Origin of the sequence: Amycolatopsis alba DSM 44262 (assembly GCF_000384215.1) — a bacterium.
Lineage (GTDB): Bacteria > Actinomycetota > Actinomycetes > Mycobacteriales > Pseudonocardiaceae > Amycolatopsis > Amycolatopsis alba.
This window is the reverse complement of record NZ_KB913032.1, coordinates 4,519,165-4,542,334: the sequence shown is the minus strand read 5'-3', so window position 1 is coordinate 4,542,334 and position 23,170 is coordinate 4,519,165. Positions and strand designations below refer to the sequence as shown.

The following is a 23,170-nucleotide window of genomic DNA, read 5'->3' as shown; positions in this document are numbered from 1 at the left end:
CAGACAACAGTCCCAGTGTTACGTATAGGCGTGCAAAGAGTCCGGCGTGTGACTTCGGATGCCACTACCGGTGACAGCTACCGTACCGCCCGGACGCGCCGCCTTGATTGACGACCGCCATCGGCGCGCCGCCTTTCCGGCGAGCACGCTGAACCCGGATCTTCCTGGCTCCCCGCACTCGTAGTCGAACTTTCAACGAGCGGGAACGCAGTGGGGTACGACGGTCCGCCCGGAGGCGGACACGCTCGGGCCAGAGTGCCCGAGCGGTGAGCATAAGTGTGCGAAGCGTGACAGGAAACACAGGTACGGGCCAGGGGTACGCCCCCGGCCCGTTTCGTCACCCGTCGTGCGATCCAACCAGCGAAGTCGAGAAAGCGGTGTCAGGAAACAAGTCCACGGCGGAATCCGTGGGCGACCGCCTGAGCGCGGTCCCGCACGCCGAGCTTGCGGAACAAGCGGCGCGCGTGGGTCTTCACGGTGTCCTCGGACAGGTACAGCTCGCGGCCGATCTGTCCGTTGCTCTTGCCCTGGCTCATCCCGCGGAGCACCTGGAGCTCGCGCTCGGTGAGCTGGACACCGGGGTCCGACGGCTGACGCGGCGCCGGCACCGAAGTGCTGGCGAGCGTATGCGCCAGTGCGGCGACCAGCTCGGGACGCGAGGCGTCCCAGCGCAGGTAGCCGCGGGCTCCGCCGGCGATGGCGGCGGCGATGCTGCCCGCATCGTCCGGGGCGCCGAACACGATCACGTTCGCTTGGGGGTTCGCCGAGACGAGCCGCCTGGTGGCTTCGACGCCAGTCGGGACAGCGCGCTGGGTTCCGACCAGCACGACGTCGACCGGCTGACGGGAGTACCGGGCCAGCAGCTCGTCACCGTGCGCTACGCAGTCGATGCGACTGACCCCTGGGACCGCGGACATCACTCGAGTGAGCCCTTCGCGGACACTGCGTCGGTCGTCGCAGATCAAGACCGTCGTCACGGGGTTTCCTTCCTGCAGCCGGGTGACATTCCACTTCCCCTATCGGACGCTTTAGCCCGAACCTTGACACGATCCGGTGGCTTTTTTTGAAAGTTCTTAGCCCGGTTGCCGGAATGGGCCCTCCAACAGGCTAGACGCCCTCAGAGGGGGACCCACGGAGATTCCCGTGCGAGCCACCTCCCGCAAGGATCCGCATGCCGTAACACTGCGTGCAACAGTTCGGCACCTCTGAATCGATACTCATCGGCGTGTCCTGCCGCCAAGTCGGCCTCGACCAGGCACGCCACCCACAGAAGTGAATTGAATTCGTATTTCTCGGCGGTCTCTCGCGCGCTCTCCACCAGCGCTTTCGCGCGGTCCCGCTCAGCGGAACTTCCATTCGCGACGGTCACGCCGAGTACAAGCTGCGATTTGACGACATGTCGGCACGCGCCACGGACCCGCGCTGTTTCCAGCGCCATTTCCGCAGGTGCGATCGCGGCGCCGGAAATGTTACTCGCCAGTTCGATTTCCGCGCCCACCCAACCGGCCCTGGTCCGGGTACGCCAGTTGCCGATGTGCGGCTCCGCACGCGCCAGCAACCGCCGGGCGGCGGTCAGCCTGCCGCGCCCGAGGTTGTCCGCCGCGAGACCGAGCAGGGCGTCCGCCCTCGCCCCCTCGGCGTCCAGGCCGTCGGGGTCGGGTTCGTCTCGCGGCTCCCCGATCGTCAGCGCGAGCGCCTCACCGTCGAGGACGAGAGCCGCCGCGTGCCCGCCAAGCTGCCGCCGATGCGACGCCAGCGTGCTCGCGGCCAGCGACGCGAGCACCGGATCGCCGCTCGCGCGTAACCCGGTCAGCAGGGTGGCCGCCGCCGCGTACCGGCCGCGGGCGCCGAGCCCGATCGCGGCGAGCAGCCGTCCGCGAGGTGACGCGGGCACCGCGAAGGGGTTCGGCGGCGGGACGCCGTCACCGAACGCGGCGGACCGCAAGGACTCTTCCATCGGTCCTTTCTAGCGCCTTCCACCGACAAGAACATGCTCGATCCGGTCCGCGGCCGTCTTCAGTTCGCCGAGGAGTTCGATCTTGTCCGGGAGCGTGGCGGGATCCCAGCCGGGGCCACAGGCGAACAGCCTGCTGCGCTGACGGCCGCGGGAGACCCTGGCGAACAGGCGCGGGTCCGCGGTCGCGGGCCGTCCCGACCACAACACCACCGCCGCCGGGACACTGCGGCGGACCGTCACCGCGAGCACCTCGGCGGGCAGGGAGGCGCCGAACAGCTGGGCGCCGATCCGCCGGCCGCCGAGCGCCGCCGCGAGCGCGTACATCGGCAGGTTGTCACGCTCGTCCGGCACGCAGGTCAGCAGAACCGGCCGCTGGTTGCGCGGTTCTCGGAGCACCGGCGTCGCGCGGACGAGGGCCGCGTAGACGCATTCGGCGAGCAGGTACTCGACCTCAGCGCCGGCGCTGACGCCGCGCCAGCGCGCGCCCAGCGCGGTCAGGACCGGCGACACCACCCCGGTCCAGGCGGGCAGGACGCCGAGTTCGCGGATCGTGTCGGCGAGCATGCGCTGAACCGCGCCGAAGTCCATCGCGAGCGCCGCCGTGCTCAAGCGTCTGGCGAGACGGGACGGGACGTCGTGATCCTCGGCCGTCGGCGCGGCGGCCCGCTCGTCCACTTGGACCACGGAGGATTCCGGGGTCTCCGTGGCCGTCCGGGGCATCTGTTCGAGCGCGTACTTCGCCGCTTCGGCCGTCGAGGCGCCGCGGAGCAACGCGCGCTGCATCAGTTCGAGACGGCCGATGTCGGAGCTGCCGTAGCGGCGGTGACGGCCGTTGGTGTGGCGGCTCGGCCCTACGCCGTATCTACGGTCCCAGGTGCGCAGGGTGGACGGTGCGACCCCGAGCCGGCGAGCGACCGAGGCCACCGGCAGGGTGGGTTCTTCACTGCTGATCCGAGATCCCACTCGACCCAATATCCAGGCAGGCCGGGGCGGGGGCAACCGGAACGGAAAGTACCGCTCACACATCCGGGGGATGCCTAACGGCTGAATCGTCTTGAATCTCTTGAACAAGTATTGGCGCGCTTCTAACGTTACGGCCGTTGCACCGAATGGAGTATCCGCAGCGCAGCAGAGCAGGTAAACGCTTCGACCGGATGACGGAGGCGGTCAGGATGGCGGACACACGCAGGCTCCCAGGACCCAACGCGGATGTGTGGGACTGGCAGCTGGAGGGGTCGTGCCGGGGCATGGACAGCGCGTCCTTCTTTCACCCTGACGGCGAACGCGGGCCTGCCAGAGCCCGCCGCGAGGCGAGGGCCAAAGCCGTGTGCCTGGCTTGCCCGGTGCTGGCCATGTGCCGGAACCACGCGCTCGCCGTGCACGAGCCGTACGGGATCTGGGGCGGGCTGTCTGAATCGGAACGCGAGCACATCATCAAGGCGGACAAGCGCACATTGAGCATGTCGAACGGCTGATCCGGCCGAGTCGGCGACGCGGAAGGGCGGCATCCGGGTGGGGTGCCGCCCTTCCGCGTCCCCGGCCCCGGATCGCGATTAGCCCGCGAAAGTCGATCTGCCTGCTCCTGGGCTCCCCCGCCACCGGATCGCGATTAGCCCGCGAACATCGCTCCGGTTCGAGGTCGGGACAGCAAAGCGGGGCGGCACTCCGGGTGGAGTGCCGCCCCGCTTCGGGGGTGGAACTAGTGCGCGTGGCCGTGACCGGCCGCGGCGGGCTCTTCCTCGGCCGGCTTCTCGACGACGGAGCTCTCCGTCGTGAGCACGAGCCGGGCGATGGAAGCGGCGTTCGCCACCGCGGACCGGGTCACCTTGACCGGGTCGACGATGCCGGCGGCCAGCAGGTCGGTGAGCTCACCGGTGGCGGCGTTGAAGCCGTGCCCCCAGTTCTGCTCCTGGACCTTGTTCACGATGACCGCACCCTCGTGGCCCGCGTTGGTCGCGATCCAGAACAGCGGGGCGGACAGCGCGTCGCGGACGATGCGCACACCGGTCGCTTCGTCGCCCTCGAGGCCGAGGCCACCGTCGAGCTCCTTGACCGCGTGCACGAGCGCCGAGCCACCACCGGGCAGGATGCCCTCTTCGACGGCCGCCTTGGTCGAAGCCACGGCGTCCTCGATGCGGTGCTTACGCTCGTTCAGCTCGGTCTCGGTGGCCGCGCCGACCTTGATCACCGCGACACCGCCGCCGAGCTTCGCCAGCCGCTCCTGCAGCTTTTCGCGGTCCCAGTCGGAGTCGGTGTTCTCGATCTCCTTGCGGATCTGCGAAACGCGCCCGGCGATGTCGTCCTTGGTGCCGGCACCGTCGACGAGCGTGGTGTCGTCCTTGGTGACGACGATCCGGCGCGCGTTGCCCAGCTGGGCGAGCGTGGTCTCGGACAGCTTGTGCCCGATCTCGGCCGAGATGACCTCGCCACCGGTGACGACCGCGAGGTCGTCCAGGAACGCCTTGCGGCGGTCGCCGAAGAACGGCGCCTTGACCGCGACGGCGGTGATCGTCTTGCGCAGCGAGTTCACGACGAGGGTCGACAGCGCTTCGCCGTCGACGTCCTCGGCGATGATCAGCAGCGGCTTCTTGGCCTCGACGACCTTCTCCAGCACCGGGAGCAGCTCGGCCAGGGCCGAGATCTTCTCGCGGACGAGCAGGATGTAGGCGTCCTCGAGGATCGCCTTCTGCTCTTCCGGGTTGGTCGCGAAGTGCGCCGACAGGAAACCCTTGTCGAACTGCACACCCTCGGTGATCACGAGCTCGGTCGCCAGCGTGGACGACTCCTCGATCGTGATGACGCCGTCTTCGCCGACCCGCTCGACGGCCTCGCCGAGCAGGGCGCCGATGGCCGCGTCACGCGAGGTGACGGTGCCGACCTGGGCGATGTTGTCGCGGCCCTTGACCGGGGTCGCCTTCTCCTTGAGGACCGCGATGACCTTCTCCGCGGCGGCCTCGATGCCGCGGCCGACGGCGGTCGGGTTGGCACCGGCGGCGACGTTGCGCAGGCCGACCTTCACCAGCGACTGCGCGAGCACGGTCGCGGTCGTGGTGCCGTCACCAGCGACGTCGTTGGTCTTGGTGGCGACGCTCTTGGCGAGCTGGGCACCGAGGTTCTCGAACGGGTCGTCGAGCTCGATCTCGCGAGCGACGGTGACGCCGTCGAGGGTGATGGTCGGGCCACCGAACTTCTTGTCGAGCACGACGTGGCGACCACGCGGGCCGAGGGTGACCTTGACCGCGTCGGCGAGCTTGTTCACCCCGCGCTCGAGCGCGCGACGAGCGTCCTCGTCGAAACTGATCTGCTTGGGCATGCCTGTTCCGCTTACCTTCCAGTCTTACTGCTCGGAAAACACGAACGCCCCGGTCCCCGGCAATGCGGGGCCCGGGGCGTCATGCGCTGAGAGCGGACGTCAGTTGATGACGGCCAGCACGTCGCGAGCGGAGAGGATCAAGTAGTCCTCACCGTTGTACTTCACTTCGGTGCCGCCGTACTTGGAGTAGATGACGACGTCGCCGACGGAAACGTCGAGCGGGACGCGGTTGCCCTTGTCGTCGATGCGGCCCGGACCAACGGCCAGAACCTTGCCCTCCTGGGGCTTCTCCTTGGCGGTGTCGGGGATGACGAGGCCGGAAGCGGTCGTCTCCTCGGCCTCACTCGTCTGGACAACGATCTTGTCCTCGAGCGGCTTGATGTTCACGCTCACCGGGTTGACCTCCACGGTCGTCGAAAGCGTTGGCAGGATGAGTTACGGCTCCTACCCACCCCCGCCGTCGCGGGTGCCGGGGCGTGTTCGGGCCGTGCAATTAGCACTCTAGCCATGTGAGTGCCAGTCTCGCAAGGAGGGTCCGCTCACCTCCCGAAAACGGCGTCGCCGAAGCCCTGACCGGCCGTTTTACCGCGCGGTGTGCCCATCCGATTACAGCACCTTGCCCCTGGGGGCCGAGTTCGGACCGCATCCGCCGTCGTGCCCCTACCTTCGGATCGACGCACGCCGGAGGGGGAGGAACGATGTCGCTGCTCCTCGCGCGGGACAAGCTGCCGGTGTACCTGCGCCTGATGCGGGCGGACAAGCCGATCGGCGCACTGCTGCTCCTGTGGCCGGCACTGTGGGCGTTGTGGATCGCCGGCCCGCCGTCGCCTTGGATCCTCACCGCTTTCGTCGCCGGGGTGTGGCTGATGCGCGCGGCGGGCTGTGTGGTGAACGACTACGCGGACCGCGGGTTCGACGGTCACGTCAAGCGCACCGCGAATCGTCCGCTGCCCAGTGGCGCGGCGACGGGCAAGGAGGCGCGCTACCTGTTCGGCGTCCTGGTCCTGCTTTCGTTCCTGGTGGTCACGACGCTCAACTCCTTGACCATCGTGCTCTCGGTGGTGGCACTGGCGCTGGCGTGCGCGTATCCGTTCGCGAAGCGCTACACGCATCTGCCGCAGGTGGTGCTGGGCGCGGCGTTCGGCTGGTCGATCCCGATGGCTTTCGCCGCCTCGGGGGAATCGCTGCCGCCGGTTTGCTGGCTCCTGTTCCTCGCGAACCTGCTGTGGGTCGTCGCGTACGACACGCAGTACGCCGCCGTCGACCGGGACGACGATCTGAAGATCGGCGTGAAGTCGACGGCGATCCTGTTCGGCCGCCACGACAGGCTGGCCGTCGGTGTCCTGCAGGGCGCGATGCTGGTGCTCATGGTGGTGATCGGCCACGTGGGCTCGCTCGGCTGGGAGTTCCACCTCGCCGTCGTGGTCGCGGGCGCGCTGTTCGTCCACCAGGCCCGGCTGACCGCGCGCCGGGAGCGAGACGGCTGGTTCCGGGCGTTCCTGAACAACAACCAGGTCGGCATGGTGCTCTTCCTGGGCTTCCTGCTGGCAGATCGCGTTTAGCCCGCTAAAGTCGAGTCCGCGAGGGCGCTCACCAGGGCATCGGGGTCGAGGGCGGCGAGAGTCCGGCGCTTGGCGGGCGTCGTTGCGAGAGCGATCGAAGCGACACCGGCGGCGCGGGCGGCCAGGACGTCCGCGGCCGAGTCGCCGACCATGACGCACTGCCGAGGCGAAGTGCCGAGAGCCTTCACAGCGGCGTCGAGGAGCGTCGGGTGCGGCTTCAGGTGCGCCGGGTCGCTGGTCGTCCGCGCGCTGATCCGGCGAACTTGTCCGGTGAGCTCGTGCAGCGTGAGGAAGGACCGGATCGCGTCCACGGAGTTGTTGCTGACGATCGTCACCGTGTACCCCTTCGCGACCCATCCGCGCAGCACCTCCTCGACGCCGGGAGCCGGCGAGACCTGCGCGACAGCCTCCCCCTCGAACCGGCTGAACTGCCGCTCCACGACGTGCGCGGTATTCGGACCGCATGAGGCCGCGTACCGGAGCACGTCGAACGGATCGGCGGAAGCGCTCACCTCGGCAGGCAGATCGGGCCCGACGAGGCGCTTGAGCCTGTCCGCCACCTCGCTCGCCGTCAGCTTGGCGAACACGTCGCACACCGGACCGTCGAAATCGAGGAAGACGTGGTCCTTCTCCCGCAGAAGCTCCTCCACCCCGGTCATGCCCCCCACCTTGCCACCGACTCGACTTTCGCCCCCTAATCGCGATCTGGAGGGACCTTACGGAAGGGGCGGGTTTCTGGTTAGGTTCCGACCATTGGGGTCGGTCCTGTTCAGCAGACCTAGTCACTGGGGGTATACGCCCATGTCGCGTCCCTTCCGTCCCGTTGCCCTCGAGCCGCTCCGGCGCCGGTCCAAACGGACCGCCGGGCTCGCGGTCCTCACCCTCGCCGCCGGCCTCCTCGCCGCCGCCCCCGCCGACGCCGCCCCGGCGGATCAGCAGCGGCAGCGGGACTTCACGGCCGCCGCGCGGGAGTTCGGCGTCCCCGAGCACGTCCTGCTCGGCGTCTCCTTCCTGGAGTCGCGCTGGGACTTCAACGCCGGCACGCCGAGCACGTCCGCCGGTTACGGCCCGATGCACCTGACCGACCTGCGCGAAGCGGGCACCGGCACGCATCACGACGCGGGCGAGGAGGATCCGCGCGGCGACGAAGCCCGCAGGCCGAAACTCCCCGTGACACCGGCGCCGAAGCCTCCCCCGCCCGGCCTCCAGACCATCGACGAGGCGGCCGCGCTGACCGGCCAGGCCGTCGCGACGCTGCGCACGGACACCACTCAGAACATCCGCGGTGGTGCCGCCCTGCTGGCGAAGTACCAGCGCGAAGCCGGTGACTGGTACGCCGCCGTCGCGCGCTACAGCGGCGCGAAGGACGAAGCGGGAGCGCGGTCCTTCGCCGACGAAGTCTTCGACACCATCTCCAAGGGCGTCAGCCGCAAAACCGACGACGGTCAGAGCGTCACCCTCGCCGCCACACCGGTGAGCCCGGTCCGCGCGCAGGCGGAGGACCCGAAGACGGAGTGCCCGAAGAAGGTCTCGTGCCTTTCGGTGCCCGCGCCATACCAAGAGCTGCCGAACAACGACTACGGCAACCACGACAAGGCGGACCGGCCGAAGAGCCAGAAGGTCGAATACATCGTCATCCACGACACCGAGGGCTACTGGGACACGGCGATGGACCTGGTCCGGGACCCGACGTACGTGAGCTGGCACTACACGATCCGCTCCTCCGACGGCCAGATCGCACAGCACGTGCCGACCAAGGACGTCGCCTGGCACGCGGGCAACTGGTACGTCAACGCGAAGTCCGTCGGCATCGAGCACGAGGGCTTCGCCGCGAAGGGCACTTGGTACACGGAGGCGATGTACCGCACCTCCGCGAAGCTCGTCGGCTATCTCGCGCGGAAGTACGACGTCCCGCTCGACCGCGCGCACATCATCGGCCACGACAACGTCCCCGGCACGATCCCCTCGACCATCAAGGGCATGCACTGGGATCCGGGCCCGTACTGGGACTGGTCGCACTACTTCGACCTGATGGGCGCGCCGCTGGCTGGCTTCGGCCGTCCCGGTTCGCCGCTGGTGACCATCACGCCGGACTTCGCCACGAACCAGCCCGCGTTCACCGGCTGCGAAGGCGGCGGAAAGCCTTGCCCGGCAAGGGGTTCCGGTTCGGTCGTGCTGCGCAGCGAGCCGACCGACGCGGCGCCGCTGCTCAAGGACATCGGCCTGCGCCCGGACGGTTCGGTGAGCACGATGGACGTCTCCGACGTCGGCAGCCGGGCGGAAACCGGCCAGCGGTACGTGATCGCCGAACGGCGTGACGGCTGGACGGCGATCTGGTACCTGGGCCAGAAGGGCTGGTTCCGCGACGCACGCGCGACGAGCCCGTCGTTCGGCCTGGTCGTCACGCCGAAGCCCGGTCTGGCGACCGTGCCGGTGTTCGGGCGCGCGTATCCCGAGGCGGAGGCCTATCCGGCGAACGTGCCGGTGCAGCAGGTCGTCCCGCTGCCGTACACGTTCTCCGCCGGGCAGCGGTACTCGCTCGGCAACGTGGTCGGCTCCGAGTACTTCTCGGCGACGACGTTCGACCCGGCGAACCATGTGGTCGTGAAGGGCAAGACGCGCTACGTGCAGATCCAGTTCGGGCACCGCATCGCCTTCGTGAAGGCGGACGACGTCCGGATCCTGCCCGCGTTCTGAGGCACGGGCCTGGGGTCAGGAGTCGAGGGCGACCTTGACCCCAGGAGCGTGCTCGGTGTTCCGCCGCGTCTTCGACCAGCCGTTCCGGCCGCGCACCAGGCGGAACAGCGCCCGCCACGACGTGATGTAGAACGTGTAGATGTACAGCGCGTAGGCGAAGCCCATCCCGATGCCGCGCAGCAGATTGCGGCTCTTGAGGCATTTGAACTCGTAGATCGGGCCCCACACGATGAACGGCAGCAGCCCGAACGAACCGTAGATCGCGAAAAGGATCCACGCGCCGTCGTCGGCGAACCAGGTCCACACCTGCGCCGGATCCCCCGCCGTGCTGAACAGCAGCAGGAGGAACGGGATCGGGTACAGCAGCGAGCCGAGCAGCTGCATCCACGGCTGCGCGAGGTAGTACATCATCTCCGCCGCGCCCAGCGTACTCACGTGCGGCGAATCCCAGATCCGCCGCAGATACCGCGAACACTGCATCGTGCCCTGGCCCCAGCGTGTGCGCTGCACCAGGAAACGCCGCAGGCTGTACAGACCTTCTTGTTTCACATGGGAATCCGGCGTATACCCGGTCCGCCAGCCCGCGGTCAGCAGGTGCACGCCGAGCTCGAAATCCTCCAGCAGCGAACCGCGCCACGGCTGTTCGTCGTCCCCGGCGATGGAGTCCAATGCGGACAGCCGCGTGAACTGACCGTTGCCGCCCATGGAGATCGTGCCGGTGAACCCGCGCGAGGTCTGGATCGCGGCGATGGCCGTGCGGAACTCGAGATCCTGCATCTGGGCCAGCTTCAGCCCGAAAGCGCGGGAGAACCAGTTCTTGCCGGGAGGACGGCTGTCGGCGTTGCCCATCCAGACGTCGAGTTGCACCGCGCCGATCGTCTCGTCGCCGAACAGATGGTCCGCGGCGCACACCTCGAGGCAGTTCTCCGCCGGGCGGCCGTCCGCGTCGACGACCACGACGACCACGTCGTCACGGCTCGCGTTCGGGCCCATCCAGAAGTTGAGCGCCTGGTAGGCGGCGTTGAGCGCGTCGCCCTTGCCTGTCCTCGCTTCCGGACGCCGCCGGGGAACGAGGTGCAGGTACGGGTCGTAGCCGCCGTTGCGCCGCCAGATCGACTTGACGACTCGGGCGGTGCGATCCTCGGAATCGTCGTCGACGACCCAGACGTGCGCGTGCCGGAACGTGGAACGCAGGTACCGCACCGTTTCGCGGATGACGGTCTGCTCGTCCCGGCACGGGACGAAGAAGTGCCAGGTGAAGTCGGCGGCGTCACCGACGGGCGCGGGTTTGCGCCGCAGGTACGGCACGACGATCACGACCACGTACACGATGAACGCGACGCTCATGGTGAGCGCGAACGCCTGGGTGATCGCGAGCAGGATCTTGATCGAACCGCCGCCCATCAGGCGCCCCTGGGCTTGCGGGTGCCCAGCCAGACGAACAGCACGAGGGCGACCGCGCCGCCGACGACGCTGACCATCGACCCGAGCAGGGTGTGACCCCAGTAATAACCTTCGTCCACCCCGAGCCGGTTCACGAGGCCGACGATCGCCAAAACCCTCATCTGATTGACAAGAATGACCACGACCGCCGAAATCGCCAGCGAGAAGAACAACCTCTTCGCATTCTTCGGGCGGAAATACAACATGACGGCTGTCACCAACAACAAGGGCAGCAGCATGAATGCCGAAGAGCATTCCGGCGTCATTCTCAACCCGAGTGGAGTATCGCCGGACAACCCAAAGTAGACAGTCTCGCGTTCACCGGCGACGAAGACACCCGATGTGGTGATAACCCTGAGTATCAAGCCCGCAAGCTGCACTTCGAACACCCGGTAGAGGCGTTCGGCCAGCACCAGGCCGACCGCGACGGCGATCACCGCCAGCACCGTCAGACGCAGCGGGAACCGGCTTGAACTCGGCAAAGGAGTGCTCGCAACAGCCACGATGACCCTCTCAGGAAAGGCGCAGCAGACGACGGGATTCAGCGAAACGGACAGGGACCTCGCCGACGAGAGTAAGTCAGCGGGAACCGGCCCTTTCGACCGGGGTTCGCATTCACAACGTGATCATGAGCCCTTTCGGCACGATCGTGGAAAAACTAACTAGGCCGAAAGAGTGACACTGTCGGCGACCTGCGACAAATGGCCGCAAGACCACCTGATCCGGTGATCCTCGCAGTTTTTCGTTCAATTTGGGAAACACTCGGCGATAGACGATCCGCGAGCCTAGTCAGGCCTGCTGAGGATTCGTCCGTAACGGTTGTGCCCACGTGCCGACCGCAGCTGAGAGAAACCCCCCACGAATCAATTCGGAGGACCAGTTGAAGAACACGCACCTCTTGCGACGAGGCGGACTGCTCGCCGCTGTGGTGGCGAGCGTGGCTCTCGCCGGTGCGGCGCCCGCCTCGGCGGCCCCCGGTGACGGCTCCGCGTACGGCGTCAAGGTCGATGTGAAACTCCTCGGCGCAGACGCGGTGAAGGCCGGACCGCTCGCCGAAGCGAAGACCTCCGGGCCGACCACCAACAGCCTCGCGAAGGCCAGCCTCACCGGCGTGCTCACCGCCGGCGCGATCAACACCGAAGCCAAGCGGGACGACAACTCCGGCGCCGTGACGGCCAAGGCCAGCACCGCCGATGTCGGCTTGCCGCTGCTCAAGGGCGCTCTCGGCGACGTCGGCGTCAAGGTCGTCGAAGCCACCTGCACCGCGACCCAGAAGGGGGTGCAGGGCGCGACGAACCTGGTCGGGGCGAACCTCGGCAGCGCGGGCGCGATCGACTCGACACCGGCGCCGAACACCCAGGTCAAGGTCGGTCTCGGCGCAGTCAACGTCGCGACGATCATCCTCAACGAGCAGATCAAGAACGGTGACGGCAGCCTCACGGTCAACGCGATCCACGTGAAGCTGCTCGGCGACGCGCTCACCCCGCTCGGCTCCGGTGACGTGATCGTCTCGTCGGCCACCTGCGGCCCGGCCGGTCTGCCCGTGCCGCTCGCTTCGGGCGCGGGACTGTGGATCGGTCTCGGCCTGCTCGGTGCCGTCGCCGTTCCGGTCGGTATCCGCGTCGTCCGCCGCCGTCGCCCGGCGACCACCGCCTGAGAAGGGTGAAGTGAGGTCGAGATGTACAAGTTGCCTGGCGCCGGAGTCGGCGTGGCCGGTGGCGGGGTGGGTGCCCTCGCCGCCACCGGAGCCGATGTCGGCTGGTGGCTGGCGGTCGGGGTGATCCTGCTGGTTCTCGGAACCATCGCGGTCATCGCCGGTTACCGCCGCACGAAACGGCTCGGCCAGACCGGGAGCTGACGCTCTCCCGGACAGGACGGCCGCCGGCGTGGGCCCCTCGCACGCCGGCGGCCGCCACCCGCGTTTTGCGGGACACTCGAAATCGTGGATGAGGAGCGCGAACGCGTGGACGTGATGTTGCTGGCCGGGACCCGGCCGGAGGCGGTCAAGCTCGCTCCGCTGGCACTGGCGCTGGCGGAGCACCCGAACCTGCGGCCCTTCGTCGTCCACAGTGGACAGCATCAGGGCATGGTCGAGCAGGCGCTGATCCCGTTCGGCCTGCCTGTCGACGCCTGGCTCGACACCCCGCCCAGAGCCACCGGCACGCAGGCGGAACTGGTTTCCGGGCTGCTGCCCGCGCTCGACGAGGTGCTGCGCCGGGTCGCACCGGCGGCTGTCGTCGTCCAGGGTGACACGACGACGGGACTGGCGGGCGCGCTCGCCGCGTTCTGGCTGGGTATCCCGGTGGTGCACCTGGAAGCGGGGCTGCGCACGCACGACCTCGCCGCGCCGTTCCCCGAAGAGGGCACCCGGCAGATGATCTCGCGCATCGCCGCCCTGCACCTCGCGCCGACACCGGCCGCCGCGGCCGCGCTGCGCACGGAAGGTGTTCCGCGCCAACAGATCGCCGTCACCGGCAACACCGTCGTCGACGCCGTGATCGCGATCGCCGAGCGCGATCTCCCGGCGAGGGACACCGCGCTCGCGTTGCTGGAGATGGAGATCGCCGAAGCCGGCGAACGCCTCATCCTCGTGACGTCACACCGGCGCGAGTCCTGGGGCGAGCCGCTGAGCCGCACGCTCGCGGCCATCGAACTGATCGTCGCGGAGCACAGCGACGTCCAGGTGCTGTTCCCCGCGCACCCCAATCCGGCCGTGCGGAAGCAGGTCGTGACCGCGCTCGGCGGGACGCCGCGGGTGACGATCACCGAGCCGCTCGAGTATCCCGATCTCGTGCGCGCGCTGCGGCTGGCCGAGCTCGTCCTGACCGATTCCGGTGGTATCCAAGAGGAAGCGCCGACCTTCGGCACGCCTGTGCTCGTGCTCCGCGACGTCACCGAACGACGCGAAGCCATCGAGGCGGGCTGCGCCTGGCTGGTCGGGACGGACACCGGTCTCATCGCCGACACCGCGGCGAAGATCCTGCGCGGTGATCTCCATCCGACGCATGCCGGAAACCCTTACGGCGACGGCAATGCCGCCGCCCTGACGGTGGCAGCGCTGGAAGAGCTGCTCAACCTCGCCCCGGCGCCGCGCACCGCCGCCGAACTGCGTTAGATCGAGACGATCTGGACCGGCAGCGCCGGATTGGCGGAGAAGTCGAGCGACGCTTGCGGACGTCCGGCGGCGACCACGTGCGCGCCGAGCGCGGCGATCATCGCGCCGTTGTCCGTGCACAGCCGCGGCCGCGGGACCCGCAGGGTGATCCCGGCCTCCGCGCAACGCTCGGCGGCGAGTTCGGACAGCCGTGAATTCGCCGCCACGCCACCGGAGATCACCAGCGTGTCCACTCCGTGTTCCTTGGCGGCCCGGATCGCCTTCTTGGTCAGAACGTCGGCGACGGCTTCCTGGAACGACGCGGCGACGTCGTCGACAGGGATCTCCTCGCCCCGGCGCTCGGCGCCCTCGACCCAACGCGCGACAGCGGTTTTCAAGCCGGAGAAGGAGAAATCGAATTTGGCGTCGCGCGGTCCGGTCATGCCACGAGGGAACGCGATGGCCGCGCCATCGCCGTTCTTGGCGGCCTTGTCGATGGGCGGGCCGCCGGGATACGGCAGTCCGAGAACGCGGGCGACCTTGTCGTAGGCCTCACCCGCCGCGTCGTCCACAGTGGACCCAAGTTCGGTGATCCCGGACGCGATGTCGTCCACCAGAAGCAATTGCGTATGTCCACCTGAGACGAGCAGGGCGAGGCAGCGCTCGGGCAACGGGCCGTGCTGGAGCGTGTCGACGGCGATGTGCCCGGCCAGGTGGTTGACGCCGTAGAGCGGGATGTCGAGCGCGGCGGCGTACGCTTTGGCCGCGGCGACACCGACCAGGAGCGCGCCGGCGAGACCGGGTCCGGCGGTCACCGCGATGGCGTCCACATCGGACAGTTTCAGCCCGGCCTTTTCGAAGGCCCGCTCGACCGTCGGGACCATCGCCTCGAGGTGCGCGCGGCTGGCGACCTCGGGCACGACGCCGCCGAAGCGGGCGTGCTGATCGACGCTGGAAGCGACCTCGTCGGCGAGGAGTTCGACCGTGCCGTCGTCGTGCAGGCGGACGAGGCCGACACCCGTCTCGTCGCACGAACTCTCGATGCCCATGATGATGCGTGGCATCAGCCCGCCACCTCGTCTCGGACCCGCGGACGGGCCATTGTGTAGGCGTCGGCGCCGGAGGGCTGGTAGTAGCGTTTCCGGAGGCCGACGCGTTCGAAACCGTGCCGCTCGTAGAGCGTGATCGCCGCGTCGTTGTCGGTGCGGACTTCGAGGAAGACCGGCGCGGCGAGTTCGTCCGCGCGGTCGAGGAGCGCCTTCAGCAGGATGGTGCCGATGCCCCTGCGCTGGTTCTCGGGGGCGACGCCGATGGTGTGGATGCTCGCCTCGTAGTCGCCGCGGCGGCCGACGACGGCGAGCCCGGCGTAACCGATGACCTCGTCGCTTTCATCCGGACGGGTGACCAGGTAGTAACCACCGCCGTCGAGTTCCGCGTGAAAGGCGTAGGCGGTCCACGGCGAATCGCCGGGGAAGAGGATCTTCTCTATCTCGACACAGCGGGGAATATCCTTGCGGCGTAAGGGTTCCAGCCTCACGGCGAGGTCACCTTCTTGCGCGCGGCCGGTTCGACGGCGTCCGGGCGGCGGAGGTAGAGCGGGGTGAGCGGGGCGGGCTCTTTGGTGAAGTCCTCGCGGGCGGCCTTGACCAGTCCGATGGGTGACGGGAAGCGCGGCTCGATCGGCTGGACGCCGAGGGCGTCCGCGTAAAGGAGGGCTCCGTCGCCCGCCGCGACCTTGACGGTGGTCTCGAGGTCGGCCGGGCGCTGGACGTGCGGGCCATCGATGCGGGAACCGTCGGCGGCGTACGCGGCCCAGTAGACCTCGCGGCGCCTCGCGTCGGTGAGGACGAGGAAGGGCGCTTCGCCGGGGGCGACGTCGGCTGCGATCGCGTCGAGGCTGCAGACCGGATGGGCGGGGATGCCGAGCGCGTGGGCGAGCGACGCGGCGGTGGCCATACCGGCGCGGAGGCCGGTGAAGGGGCCGGGGCCGACGCCGCAGACGATGGCGTCGAGGTCGCGAAGCGTGACGCCCGCGGCTTTGACGGCTTCGAGGGCGTGGGGCGTGATCAGCTCGCCGTGGGCTCGCGGGTCGACCGTCACGCGGTCGCCACGGGTTTCGAGCGTGTCGCCGTCCAGGGCGACGAGGCCCGCGGTGACCGCCGGGGTCGAGGTGTCGATGGCCAGTACCAGCACGGTTACCCAGCCTACGACCAGCGCCCCGGAGCGATGTTCGCGGGCTAATCGCGATCCGGTGCCGTGGCCGCTCCCCCCGCCGCCAGATCGCGATTAGCCCGCGAACATCGAAACGGCCGAGGCCGCCCTCCGGACCCACAGCCCTGGGCGCCAGATCGCGATTAGCCCGCGAAAGTCGAGTGGGCTGGGGGCGCCCGCCGGTCCCGTAGCCCGGTACCGGATCGCGATTAGCCCGCGAAAGTCGAGTGCCCGGCGCAGGGTGCGGGGGTGCAGGTGGGTGGGGCGGTACGGTCCGGAGAGGGGCCCTCGGATCCACGTTCCCCGGCAGGCGGAGTCGAGCAGGAGGTCACACGGTGAGGTTGTTCCCCACACTGGCGAGCGGCTCGGGCAAGGAGGCCCTGCGCTTCGGCGACACCTCCCTGACCTACGCCGACGTCGCGGCCATCGCCGGCACGCTCGCCCGCGACCTGCCGAGCGGCCGTATCGCCGTCTGGGCGACGCCGACCGTGCACACCAGCGTCGCCGTGATCGCCGCGCTGCTCGCCGGCGTCCCCGCCATCCCGCTCAACCCGAAGATCGGCGAGCGCGAACTCGCCCACATCCTCGCCGACAGCGAGCCCGTTCTCGTACTCGCCGAACCGGGCGCCGACCTGCCCACGGGTCTCGCCGGTCTGCCCCGCCGCGACATCGTCCTCGAAGGCACCCCCGGCGATCTCCCCGCGGAACCGGACACCGAAGCCCCGGCGCTGATCGTTTACACCTCAGGCACGACCGGCCCTCCCAAGGGCGTCGTCCTCCCCCGCCGCGCGATCTCGGCCACCCTCGACGCGCTCGAGGACGCCTGGGAGTGGACCTCGGACGACGTCCTGGTCCACGGTCTCCCGCTCTTCCACGTGCACGGCCTGATCCTCGGCATCCTCGGACCGCTCCGGCGCGGCGGCTCGGTCCGGCATCTCGGCCGATTCTCCACCGAAGGCGTCGCACGCGAACTCGCCGACGGAGCGACGATGATGTTCGGCGTCCCGACGATGTATCACCGCATCGCGGGCGAAGTCGCAGACGATCCGGCGCTCGCCGCGGCCCTGCGCGGCGCCCGGCTGCTTGTCTCCGGATCGGCCGCGCTGCCCGTCCACGATCACCAGCGAATCACAGCGGCGACCGGCCAGCGGGTGATCGAGCGCTACGGGATGACCGAGACCCTCATGAACACCAGCGTCCGCGCCGACGGCGAGCGCGTCCCCGGCACCGTCGGCGTCCCGCTGGGCGGCGTCGAGCTGCGGCTCGTGGACGAAGCAGGGCACCCAGTCGAGGAGCTCGAGACCGTCGGCGAGATCCAGGTCCGCGGGCCCAACCTGTTCACCGAGTACCTCAACCGTCCTGACGCCACCGAAGCCGCCTTCGACGACGGCTGGTTCCGGACCGGCGACATGGCGACCCGCGACGCCGCCGGTTACGTGAAGATCGTCGGCCGGAAGGCGACGGATCTGATCAAGAGCGGCGGCTACAAGATCGGCGCGGGCGAGATCGAGAACGCGCTGATGGAGCACCCCGGCGTCGCGGAGGTCGCGGTGACCGGCGAGCCCGACGACGACCTCGGCGAGCGCATCGTGGCCTGGGTGGTGCCCGACGGGGAACGCCCGGCGGAGTCGGAACTCGCCGACCATGTCTCGCGCCTGCTGTCGCCGCACAAGCGGCCTCGGGTGGTCCGCTATCTGGAGGCGTTGCCGCGCAACGACATGGGCAAGGTCATGAAACGGGCGCTCGGATGAGCAGGTCCTCCGCGCGGTCGGTGATCGAGCAGATCGCGACCGGTTTCGAGGACCTGGACGTTCCGCGTTCCGCCGAGCCCACCGACGGGCCGATCGACTGGCCGGGCTACCGCGCGGCGCGCGAAGCCGCCGAAAAACGGACTGGCGAGGACGAGTCCGTGCTCTGCGGGACAGCGAGGATCGGCGACGTCGAGGCGGTCGTGATCGCCTTCGAGTTCGGTTTTCTGGGCGGGTCGATCGGTCGGCGGACCGGTGATCGTGTCGAGGCGGCGTTCGCGCGGGCGGTGGCGTCCCGGTTGCCGGTGGTGTCGCTGATCGCGACCGGCGGCAGCCGCATGCAGCACGGGATGCGCGCGCTTTCGCAGCTCCAGCGCATCGCGCGGGCGACGGCGGGAGCCCGGTCGGTGCCGCAGATCTCGGTGCTTCGCGATCCGACCACGGGTGGCGGCTGGGCGACGCTCGGTGCGAGCGCCGACGTCGTTCTCGCGCTCCCTGAAGCGCAGGTCGGCTTCGCCGGTTCTCGGGTACGGCCTGCAGACGCGCCCGCCGAGGCGTACACGGCCGAGGCGAAGCTCGAGTGGGGCCAGGTCGACCGGATCGTGCCGCCCGCGGACCTTCCCGAAGTGCTGGAACGGTGGCTGCGCTTGCTGGCTTCGCCGTCGACGGAAGCCGTCAAGCCTCCCGACGCGCTCGGGTCGGCCGACTTGCCCGAAAGCGGGTGGGCCGCTGTTCAGGCGGCGCGCTCCGCTGATCGGCCGAGAGCAGCGGAGTACCTCGACGCGTACTTCGACTGGCGTGAGGACGTCTCGGGCGACAGGTGCGGCGGAGTCGACTTCGGCGTCTTGTGCGGCTTCGGCTGGCGAGGTGGCCGCGCGATCGCGTACGCGGCGCAGTGCGGGACGCCGACGCTGCCCGCGGGCTTCCGCACGGCGGCGCGTCTGGTGCGGCTCGCGTCGCGGCTCGGCATCCCGGTACTCACGCTCGTCGACACCCCTGGCGCGGCGAACGACGCGGCGGCCGAACGGGCCGGGGCCGGTGCGGCGATCGCGGAGTTGTTCGAGGCGGTCGCGGGCGCGGCCGTGCCGGTCACGACGCTGGTGATCGGGGAAGGCGGGTCCGGCGGCGCGCTCGCGTTCGCTGCGCCGGGTTCGACCTGGGTGACGCCCGGAGCGTATTTCTCGGTCACCTCGCCCGAGGCGGCCGCGGCGATCCTCAAGCTGCCTGCCGACGAAGTCCCCGCCCTCGCGGATCGGCTGCGGCTACGCCCCCAAGACCTGGTCAGCCTGGGAATCGCCCGCGCCGTCGTCGGTCCCGCAGATCGCGATTAGCCCGCGAAAGTCGATCCGGGCGTACGGGAGGCCCAGGTGCCGTGCGGCTCCAAGGTGACCTCGCGGACGTCGTCCTCGCGGCGGTCCATGCGCACGACGAGGTAGTCGTCCGACAGGCGCTCCGCGGCTCCCTCGCCCCATTCGACGACCAGAGCGGACCGCTCGAGTTCGGTGTCGAGGTCCAGGTCGTCCAGCTGCGAGAGATCCCCGCCGAGCCGGTACGCGTCGACATGCACCATGGCGACCCCGGATTCGCCCGCCGGATGCACCCTGGCCAGCACGAACGTCGGCGAGCTGACCCGCCCGCCGACACCGAGACCGTCCGCGATCCCGCGCGTCAGCGTCGTCTTGCCCGCCCCGAGCGGCCCGGCGAGCAGGACCAGGTCGCCCGCGCGCAGTGAACGTCCGAGTTCGCGCCCGAACTCCATCGTCGACTCGGGAGTCGGGAAAGCGAAATTCATCAGCGTTGCCACCACCAGGTTCGCCGGTCGGAAGATTCACCATCGGTGCCCGTGCACCGTTGCACCAAGTCGATCAGGTGACTGTTCACCAGTTCGGGTTGTTCCAGCTGCACCATGTGCCCCGCGCCGCGCACGCGCACCAGCTCCGCGTCCGGCAGTTCCGCCGCGATCCGCTCGGCGTGCGCGACCGGCGTGAACCGGTCGGAATCCCCGCCGACGACCAGCACATGCGCGTGCTTCAGCCCGGCGAGGGCGGCATACCGGTTGTGGCTGCCGAGCGTGTCGACGAAGTTCACGAGCCCGCGTACCGGCGTCACTTCGAGCATTTCCAGCATGAAGTCGACGAGCCGCGGAGACACGTCCCGGCTGCCGAAAGCCAGCCTGCGCACCGCCTGCCGGGTCAGCTGCCCTCCGGCCGCGCGCACGAACTCGACGAGTCCCGGCTGCCAGCCCGCCAGCCCGCCGACGCCCCGTGTGAGCGGGTTGTACTTCGAAAGCAGCGACCGCGGCAGTCCCCGAGCGCCGACTTCGCCCGCGGCCGTCGCGATGAACGCGACACCTTCGACGCGGTCGTCGAACAGCTCAGGATGCTCCGCGGCGAGCTCCATGATCACCATGCCGCCCATCGAGTGCCCCATGAGCACGATGGGCCCGTCCGGCACCACCGAGCGCAGGACCATGTCGAGGTCGCGCGCCAGCTGCTCGATGGTGCTGGTTTCGGCGGTCGCGGCGCCGGATTGCCCGTGCCCGCGATGGTCGTAGTAGACCTGACGCACCCGCGGCAGCTTCAGCGACGCGAGGTCTCGCCGCTGGAAGTGCCAGCAGCGCTTCGACAACGCGAAACCGTGCACGCCGACGACGGTCAGCTCCGATTTTCCCCCATCGGCCGGATCGATCTCCTCGACCGCCAGCGGCGTGCCGTCCTCCGCCGCCACTGTCGACGTCCGATCCGGTTCAAGATCCCCCAACGGCTCGTCCACGAACGGATCCTCACTCTGCCGCCGCTGCTGTGCGGCGACGGCGATCGCGGCGGCGGTGCCGGTGGCCACGGCTCCGACACCGCCGACGATGGCCAGCAGTCTCCGTGAAGGTGTCACGAACCCGCCTCCAGATACGTCCGGCGGAGCCGCGGCCGGTACATCGAGGTCACGATCTCGTAGTCGATCGTCCCCAGCTTGTCGGCCCATTCCCTGGCCGTCGGCTCGCCGAAAGCGCCCTGGCCAAAGAGGATGACTTCGCTGCCGACAGCCGGTTCGTCGTCCCCGCAGTCCACGATCAGCTGGTCCATGCAGACGCGGCCGACGACCGGACGGCGCTGTCCGCCGAGCCAGACGTCCATGCGTCCGGACAGCGACCGCGGCACGCCGTCGGCGTATCCGACCGGGACCAGGGCGAGGGTGCTGTCGCGCTCGGCCGTCCAGCTGTGGCCGTACGAGACCGATTCGCCGGCCGGGATCCGCTTGGTGAGGACGACCGACGACTTGAAGGTCATCGCCGGGCGCAGATCGTCGTCGGTGGGCACCGGGTTCAGCCCGTAGATCGCGATTCCGGGGCGTACGAGGTCGAAGTGCAGGTCGGGCCTGGTCAGGACGGCGGCGGAGTTCGCGAGGTGCCGCATCGGGTTCAGGCCGGCCGCGCGGGCGATGTCGTACGCCTCGTCGAACCGCTTCGCCTGCCCGTCGATGGAGGGGTGGCCGGGCTCGTCGGCGCAGGCGAGGTGCGACCAGATCGCGACGACCTCGACGAGCGGCTTCGCGGCCGCTGCTGCCTTGACCAGCGTCGGCCATTCCGCAGGTGGGCAGCCGTTTCGAGACAGCCCGGTGTCGATTTTGAGGTGCACCCTCGCGATCGAGATTAGCCCGCTAAAGTCGCGTGCCCGGCGCGCGCCGTCGGCTACGCGGGCGAGCTCGTCGAGGGAGCTGACGGCCACATCGATGTCTTCGGCGACCGCGGCCGCGAAGTCGGCTTCGGGAGTGTCGAGCCAGCTGAAGAGCCGGACCCCGATCCCCGCCCGGCGCAGCGCGAGCGCCTCGTCAAGGGAGCAGGTGCCGAGCCACGTGGCCCCGCCCTCGACGGCGGCACGGCCGACCTCGAGGGCTCCATGGCCGTAGCCGTCGGCCTTGACGACGGCCATCGTCTGGGCACCGGCGGCACGGGATGCGAGCAGGGCGACATTGTGCCGGATGGCGGACAGGTCGATGACGACCTCGGCACGCGGGAAACTGGCGGTCATAACGACCACCAGTTTCCCACGAACCGGCTCAGGACAGGCGCGCCCCGTCGGTGGCGGAGAACACGTGCAGCTCGTCGGGACGAACCCGCAGGTGCAGGGTGTCACCCATGGTCGGCGGTGTGCGCGGGTCCACACGGGTGACGACGTTCGACTTCGTGCCTTCGGCGTCGGTCTCGGCGAGCTTGCCGTAGACGTAGGCGTCCGAGCCAAGCTCCTCGACGAGGTCGACCTTGATCGGCAGCGTGCCGTCTTCGCTGGTGGTCACCTCGAGCGACTCCGGGCGGAAGCCGAGGGTGACCGTGTCGCCGTCGGCCTTGGCGAGGATCTCGCGGGGCAGCGGCACACGAGCGCCGCCCAGCTCGGCGCCGTCTTCGGTGAGCTTCGCGGTGACGAGGTTCATCGCGGGCGAACCGATGAATCCGGCGACGAAAGCGTTTGCGGGCTTGTCGTACAGCGCGCGCGGGGTGTCGCACTGCTGCAGGAGACCGTCCGAGAGGACGGCGACCCGGTCACCCATCGTCATGGCCTCGACCTGGTCGTGCGTGACGTACACGGTGGTGACGCCGAGGCGGCGCTGCAGCGCGGCGATCTGCGTACGGGTGGAGACACGCAGCTTCGCGTCGAGGTTCGACAGCGGCTCGTCCATCAGGAAGACCTGCGGCTCACGCACGATGGCGCGGCCCATCGCGACACGCTGGCGCTGACCACCGGAGAGCGCCTTCGGCTTGCGGTCGAGGTACTGCTCGATGTCGAGCAGCTTGGCCGCGTCGAGCACCTTCTGCTTGATCTCCGAAGCCGGGCGGCCCGCGATCTTCAGCGCGAAGCCCATGTTCTGACCCACGGTCATATGCGGGTACAGCGCGTAGTTCTGGAACACCATCGCGATGTCGCGGGCACGCGGCGGCAGCTGCGTGACGTCACGGTCGCCGATCCAGACGGCGCCTTCGTCGATGTCCTCGAGGCCGGCGAGCATCCGGAGGCTGGTGGACTTGCCACAGCCGGAAGGCCCGACCAGCACGAGGAACTCGCCGTCGGCGATCTCGAGGTCGAGTGCGTCCACAGCGGGCCGCTCGGAGCCCGCGTAGCGCCGGGTCGCCTTGTCGTAGGTGATCGTGGCCAT

Annotated in this window: 23 protein-coding genes; 8 read left to right on the top strand and 15 right to left on the bottom strand. The window is 69.4% G+C overall.

Features of this window, described 5'->3' with window-relative positions:
- Positions 1-380: 380 nt before the first annotated feature.
- The 3 genes from AMYAL_RS0121760 to AMYAL_RS0121750 form a co-directional block, all read right to left on the bottom strand.
- Positions 381-977, bottom strand: a complete 597-nt coding sequence (locus tag AMYAL_RS0121760) for a response regulator transcription factor (RefSeq protein ID WP_003073605.1) — start codon at positions 975-977, stop codon at positions 381-383.
- A gap of 140 nt (positions 978-1,117) precedes the next feature.
- Complete coding sequence (locus AMYAL_RS0121755; RefSeq protein ID WP_020633378.1) at positions 1,118-1,957, bottom strand: hypothetical protein; 840 nt, start codon at positions 1,955-1,957, stop codon at positions 1,118-1,120.
- 9 nt (positions 1,958-1,966) lie between these two features.
- Positions 1,967-2,881, bottom strand: a complete 915-nt coding sequence (locus tag AMYAL_RS0121750; protein ID WP_209447315.1) for a MerR family transcriptional regulator — start codon at positions 2,879-2,881, stop codon at positions 1,967-1,969.
- Between the two features lie 248 nt (positions 2,882-3,129).
- Here AMYAL_RS0121750 and AMYAL_RS0121745 point away from each other — a divergent pair, with 248 nt between their 5' ends.
- Entirely contained in the window at positions 3,130-3,432 is a 303-nt protein-coding gene (locus AMYAL_RS0121745; protein WP_037335869.1) for a WhiB family transcriptional regulator, read from the top strand.
- Between the two features lie 224 nt (positions 3,433-3,656).
- Here AMYAL_RS0121745 and groL read toward each other — a convergent pair whose 3' ends face one another.
- Complete coding sequence (groL, locus tag AMYAL_RS0121740; RefSeq protein WP_020633376.1) at positions 3,657-5,270, bottom strand: chaperonin GroEL; 1,614 nt, start codon at positions 5,268-5,270, stop codon at positions 3,657-3,659.
- A 99-nt stretch (positions 5,271-5,369) separates the two neighbouring features.
- A complete protein-coding gene (gene groES, locus AMYAL_RS0121735; RefSeq protein ID WP_007031106.1) occupies positions 5,370-5,663 on the bottom strand; it encodes a co-chaperone GroES in 294 nt (97 codons plus the stop codon).
- 305 nt (positions 5,664-5,968) lie between these two features.
- Here groES and ubiA point away from each other — a divergent pair, with 305 nt between their 5' ends.
- Positions 5,969-6,832: a 4-hydroxybenzoate octaprenyltransferase gene (gene ubiA, locus AMYAL_RS0121730; RefSeq protein ID WP_020633375.1), complete on the top strand. Its 864-nt coding sequence runs from the start codon at positions 5,969-5,971 to the stop codon at positions 6,830-6,832.
- Here ubiA and AMYAL_RS0121725 read toward each other — a convergent pair.
- Positions 6,829-7,491, bottom strand: a complete 663-nt coding sequence (locus AMYAL_RS0121725) for an HAD family hydrolase (protein WP_020633374.1) — start codon at positions 7,489-7,491, stop codon at positions 6,829-6,831. The two genes, ubiA and AMYAL_RS0121725, sit on opposite strands and share 4 nt — an antisense overlap.
- A gap of 142 nt (positions 7,492-7,633) precedes the next feature.
- Between AMYAL_RS0121725 and AMYAL_RS0121720 the strand changes: the two genes are divergently transcribed.
- Complete coding sequence (locus tag AMYAL_RS0121720) at positions 7,634-9,529, top strand: N-acetylmuramoyl-L-alanine amidase (RefSeq protein WP_020633373.1); 1,896 nt, start codon at positions 7,634-7,636, stop codon at positions 9,527-9,529.
- A 15-nt stretch (positions 9,530-9,544) separates the two neighbouring features.
- On the opposite strand, the gene AMYAL_RS0121715 is transcribed toward AMYAL_RS0121720, so the two are convergent.
- Positions 9,545-10,933 carry an XrtP-associated glycosyltransferase gene (locus AMYAL_RS0121715; protein ID WP_020633372.1) on the bottom strand — a complete coding sequence of 463 codons (1,389 nt, stop codon included), beginning with the start codon at positions 10,931-10,933 and terminating at the stop codon, positions 9,545-9,547.
- Positions 10,933-11,424: an exosortase P gene (gene xrtP, locus AMYAL_RS0121710; protein WP_026467316.1), complete on the bottom strand. Its 492-nt coding sequence runs from the start codon at positions 11,422-11,424 to the stop codon at positions 10,933-10,935. The genes AMYAL_RS0121715 and xrtP overlap by 1 nt, the downstream gene beginning before the upstream one ends.
- Positions 11,425-11,852: 428 nt before the next feature.
- On the opposite strand from xrtP, the gene AMYAL_RS0121705 reads away from it, so the two are divergent.
- From AMYAL_RS0121705 to wecB, 3 genes are all read left to right on the top strand, one after another.
- A complete protein-coding gene (locus AMYAL_RS0121705; protein WP_026467315.1) occupies positions 11,853-12,629 on the top strand; it encodes a choice-of-anchor protein CoaP in 777 nt (258 codons plus the stop codon).
- 21 nt (positions 12,630-12,650) lie between these two features.
- Entirely contained in the window at positions 12,651-12,830 is a 180-nt protein-coding gene (locus AMYAL_RS0121700) for an LPXTG cell wall anchor domain-containing protein (protein ID WP_020633370.1), read from the top strand.
- A 105-nt stretch (positions 12,831-12,935) separates the two neighbouring features.
- Complete coding sequence (gene wecB, locus AMYAL_RS0121695; protein ID WP_026467314.1) at positions 12,936-14,087, top strand: non-hydrolyzing UDP-N-acetylglucosamine 2-epimerase; 1,152 nt, start codon at positions 12,936-12,938, stop codon at positions 14,085-14,087.
- On the opposite strand, the gene tsaD is transcribed toward wecB, so the two are convergent.
- Genes tsaD through tsaB form a run of 3 tightly spaced genes read right to left on the bottom strand, consistent with a single transcriptional unit; the run spans position 14,084 to position 16,259 of the window.
- Positions 14,084-15,130: a tRNA (adenosine(37)-N6)-threonylcarbamoyltransferase complex transferase subunit TsaD gene (tsaD, locus tag AMYAL_RS0121690; RefSeq protein WP_020633368.1), complete on the bottom strand. Its 1,047-nt coding sequence runs from the start codon at positions 15,128-15,130 to the stop codon at positions 14,084-14,086. The two genes, wecB and tsaD, sit on opposite strands and share 4 nt — an antisense overlap.
- Positions 15,130-15,603, bottom strand: coding sequence for a ribosomal protein S18-alanine N-acetyltransferase (rimI, locus tag AMYAL_RS0121685; RefSeq protein WP_020633367.1), 474 nt, complete (start codon positions 15,601-15,603; stop codon positions 15,130-15,132). Before rimI ends, tsaD begins: the two co-directional genes overlap by 1 nt.
- Positions 15,600-16,259 carry a tRNA (adenosine(37)-N6)-threonylcarbamoyltransferase complex dimerization subunit type 1 TsaB gene (tsaB, locus tag AMYAL_RS0121680; RefSeq protein WP_020633366.1) on the bottom strand — a complete coding sequence of 220 codons (660 nt, stop codon included), beginning with the start codon at positions 16,257-16,259 and terminating at the stop codon, positions 15,600-15,602. The genes rimI and tsaB overlap by 4 nt, the downstream gene beginning before the upstream one ends.
- A 353-nt stretch (positions 16,260-16,612) precedes the next feature.
- Between tsaB and AMYAL_RS0121675 the strand changes: the two genes are divergently transcribed.
- On the top strand, positions 16,613-18,028 hold the full coding sequence (locus tag AMYAL_RS0121675) for an acyl-CoA synthetase (protein ID WP_020633365.1): 1,416 nt from the start codon (positions 16,613-16,615) through the stop codon (positions 18,026-18,028).
- The gene (locus AMYAL_RS0121670) at positions 18,025-19,356 is read left to right on the top strand and encodes a carboxyl transferase domain-containing protein (RefSeq protein ID WP_020633364.1); all 1,332 of its coding nucleotides are present in this window, start codon (positions 18,025-18,027) and stop codon (positions 19,354-19,356) included. The genes AMYAL_RS0121675 and AMYAL_RS0121670 overlap by 4 nt, the downstream gene beginning before the upstream one ends.
- Here AMYAL_RS0121670 and tsaE read toward each other — a convergent pair.
- From tsaE to AMYAL_RS0121650, 4 genes are read right to left on the bottom strand one after another with little or no spacing between them, the layout of a single operon-like run.
- Entirely contained in the window at positions 19,353-19,817 is a 465-nt protein-coding gene (gene tsaE, locus AMYAL_RS0121665; protein WP_020633363.1) for a tRNA (adenosine(37)-N6)-threonylcarbamoyltransferase complex ATPase subunit type 1 TsaE, read from the bottom strand. The two genes, AMYAL_RS0121670 and tsaE, sit on opposite strands and share 4 nt — an antisense overlap.
- Positions 19,817-20,914: an alpha/beta fold hydrolase gene (locus AMYAL_RS0121660; RefSeq protein WP_020633362.1), complete on the bottom strand. Its 1,098-nt coding sequence runs from the start codon at positions 20,912-20,914 to the stop codon at positions 19,817-19,819. The genes tsaE and AMYAL_RS0121660 overlap by 1 nt, the downstream gene beginning before the upstream one ends.
- Entirely contained in the window at positions 20,911-22,050 is a 1,140-nt protein-coding gene (gene alr, locus AMYAL_RS0121655; protein ID WP_020633361.1) for an alanine racemase, read from the bottom strand. The genes AMYAL_RS0121660 and alr overlap by 4 nt, the downstream gene beginning before the upstream one ends.
- Before the next feature lie 28 nt (positions 22,051-22,078).
- Positions 22,079-23,170, bottom strand: a complete 1,092-nt coding sequence (locus AMYAL_RS0121650) for an ABC transporter ATP-binding protein (protein WP_020633360.1) — start codon at positions 23,168-23,170, stop codon at positions 22,079-22,081.